Source organism: Hydrogenovibrio sp. (assembly GCF_049975065.1).
Classification (GTDB): Bacteria; Pseudomonadota; Gammaproteobacteria; order Thiomicrospirales; family Thiomicrospiraceae; genus Hydrogenovibrio.
This window is the reverse complement of the sequence record NZ_JBNGDN010000128.1, coordinates 1-3,512: the sequence shown is the minus strand read 5'-3', so window position 1 is coordinate 3,512 and position 3,512 is coordinate 1. Positions and strand designations below refer to the sequence as shown.

The 3,512-nt window shown below is 50.0% G+C and carries 2 protein-coding genes; one reads left to right on the top strand and one right to left on the bottom strand.

Annotated features, from left to right (window positions below; translation table 11 throughout):
* A partial coding sequence (locus ACP5D0_RS10245; RefSeq protein ID WP_472365700.1) for a transglycosylase SLT domain-containing protein occupies window positions 1-1,905 on the top strand: 1,905 nt, incomplete at its 5' end.
* 281 nt (window positions 1,906-2,186) lie between these two features.
* Here the strand turns inward: ACP5D0_RS10245 and cysS are convergent.
* A partial coding sequence (gene cysS, locus ACP5D0_RS10240; RefSeq protein WP_472365698.1) for a cysteine--tRNA ligase occupies window positions 2,187-3,512 on the bottom strand: 1,326 nt, incomplete at its 5' end.

Below are 3,512 nucleotides of genomic sequence, written 5' to 3'. Positions count from 1 at the left end.
AACCGAGAAAACCTCACCGACAATCAGAAAAAATTTCTCCAGGCTTACAAGGCCGTCAAAGCCAATGACCGCCCACTGATTGCCAAATATCAGGCGGAACTCAAAGACTACTCACTGGCGCCCTACATTCGTTATCTCGATTACAGCTATCACCTGAAAGACATTCCCCCCGCTCAAATCGAACAGTTCATCCACCGTCACCCCAGCAGCCCACTTCCCCGATTTCTAAAAAGAAAGTGGCTAAAACACCTTGGGCGAAACAAGGACTGGACGTCCTATTTAAAGCATTATCAACCCGGCGAGTACAGTAATAAAGACTTAACCTGCTACTACTATCGCGCTCAAATACAACAAACGCCCAAACAATTTCAACCCCAGCCCTTACAAACGCTTTGGCAAGAAAACGCCACCCTTCCAAACGCCTGCTCACCATTGGAAAGCTATTTGCGCAAGCACCAGCTGATTACCGGTTCAATGGTATGGGCCAAAGCCAGCGAAGCCATGCGCAAAGGCCACACAAAAACCGCTCGACGCATCGGGCGTGACCTGTCAAAACAGGATCAAAAAGCCCTCAATTACTGGATCGATGTCTATCGACACCCCAACAAGGTCACCAACACCGTCCCCGCCTATGTATCACCGGTGATTCGCAAATCCATTTTCAAACAGGGGATTCAACGCCTAGCCTATTCCGATCCGGAAAAAGCTCTGGAGACCCTCAAATCCAGAGGACAACAATACGGTCTCAGTGCGGAAGAAGAGGGGCGCTTGCAAAGCCGTGTCAGCCTTCGATTCGCCTATCAATACCACCCCAAAGCCAGTGAGTACCTGGCGGAAATCGACCGTGCCGCCAAAGACGAGCGCACCCTGGAATGGGAGATGCAACTGGCCATAAGAGAATCAGAATGGGTCAATTATCTCGATATTTATCGAATCCTGCCCAGTGAACAGCAGCAAGAATCTCGCTGGCGCTATTGGCAGGCGCGTGCCCTGTCCGAACTCAAACACAATCAAGCGGCCAACCCTATCTTTAAAGATTTGGCACAGGAGCGTAGTTTTTACGGTTTTTTATCGGCCGATCGTTTAAATCTGCCGTATCAATTCAATCCCAGCCCCAGTGACACTCAGGACATCGCCACCTTAATGCAAAAGTACCCTCAGCTCGAAGTCATGCAAGAACTGATTGCCATTGACTGGAAGATCAGCCTGAACCGCGAGTGGTATCATTTGTTGAAACAGCTGGATCGAGACGATTTTGAAGCCATTGCCGTTTTCATGGCCGAGCGAGAGCAACACAACCTAGCGATTCAAACCGTGTCACGCGTACAGAAATGGGACGACTTGTCGTTACGCTTTCCCACCCCTTACAAAGAGCCGATCATGCAGGCCGCCGATAAAAATACCCTAGACCCAGCCTGGGTGTACGGTGTCATTCGTCGTGAAAGTGCCTTTTCGCCCGACATCAGTTCACCGGTTGGCGCCATTGGACTCATGCAAGTCATGCCCAAAACCGCTCGCTACATCGGCCGCAAAATCGGCTTAAACAAACGGCAGTACACTCGGTTAACCATCCCCGAGTCCAATATTGAGCTGGGCAGCGCTTACCTAGGTTACCTGAGCGAGAAATACAACGGTAATCGCGTCCTGGCCACCGCCGCCTACAATGCCGGCCCTTCGCGCGTGGACAAGTGGATCCCCGATCGTACACAGATCGCCGCCGACCAGTGGATTGACACCATTCCGTTTTCCGAAACACGCGCCTACGTCAAGGCGGTCATGGAGTACACCACCATCTTTAAATCCATGCTGAATAAAAAATACGACCGACTGGAAAATTTCATGCACCCCATCGGGCACCACAAAACCCTGTCACAAACCGAAACGCGTAACACGTCAAGCTCCTGATTCCAGAACGCTAACCCAAATATTGAGAAATTGATTGAGAAATTCAAGATAAAAAAAAGCCCCGGGGACAAACCGAGGCTTTAAATACATTATTTCTTTTAAGAACAAGAAATAATCAGAGGAGGATACTCATGAAGAAACATGAATGACTCTATGTTATTAGAAAGAACTTATATTGTCAAACACTAATATTCAAAATTAAGACAAACGTTTAAAAATAACAGCAACTTATTTCCATATTTTCAAAACGGTTATTAGCCAACGCTAACCATTTGATTCCGCTAAACTCTTCGCCAGCTGGTGCCTTGCGGGCTATCCAGTAACTCGACTCCCTGCTCCAGAAGCTGGTCACGAATCTCGTCGGACCGTGCAAAATTTTTCGCTTGTCGCGCCTCGGCACGCTCCTGAATCAGCTGTTCAATCCCCTCATCGGTGAATTCAGAATCGGACGGCTGCGATTTAAAAAACGCTTCCGGCGTCATTTCCAACAAGCCCAAACGGTTTGCCAATTGTTTCAGCAAAACCGCCAGGCCTGGTGATTTTTGTTTATTGACCTCTTTCGCCAATTCAAACAGCACCGCCAGCGCTTGCGGGGTATTGAAATCATCGTTCATCGCCTCGACAAACTCGTCGGTAAAACGCGTTGATCCTTCCGCGTCGCCCATGAGTTCAACCGCTTCCAAGGCCGAATACAAACGCCCGACGCTGGCTTTGGCCACATTCAGGTTCTCTTCGGAATAATTCACCGGACTGCGGTAATGGCTCGCCAACAAAAAGTAACGAATCACTTCCGGATGATACTGCTTCAAGACTTCGCGAATGGTGAAGAAGTTGCCCAGCGACTTCGACATTTTTTCGTCGTCGATGCGCACGAAGCCACAGTGCATCCAGGTATTCACATAGTGTTCGCCGGTGGCGCATTCCGACTGGGCAATCTCATTTTCATGGTGCGGAAAGCTTAAATCCAATCCACCGCCGTGAATGTCGAAATGGTTCCCCAGACATTGGGTGGACATGGCGGAACACTCGATGTGCCAACCGGGACGGCCCTCTCCCCACGGCGACGGCCAAGCCGGTTCGTTTTCTTTCGACGCTTTCCACAGCACGAAATCCAACGGATCCTTTTTAAAGGCATTCACTTCGATTCGCGCACCGGAATCCAGTTCGTCGATGTGCTTACCGGACAAACGGCCATAATCCTCATCGGCCTTCACATGGAAATACACATCGCCGTTCTCCGCCGGATAAGCGTACCCCTTATCGACCAGCGTCGCGATCATCTGCTCAATGTCGGCCATATACTCCGTGGCTTTCGGTTCCCTATCCGGACGCAACACATTCAACGCTTTTTCGTCTTCGTGCATGGCGTCGATGAGACGCGCCGTCAATGCTTGAATCGGTTCTTTGTTTTCCAACGCCCGCTGGATAATCTTGTCGTCAATATCGGTGATGTTGCGCACATAGGTCACGTCATACCCCAGAGCGCGTAAGTGGCGTACTACCGTATCGAACACCACCATCACCCGTGCGTGGCCGACATGGCAATAGTCGTACACCGTGACCCCGCAGACATACAAGCCCACTTGATTTTCATGAATGGGTTTAAA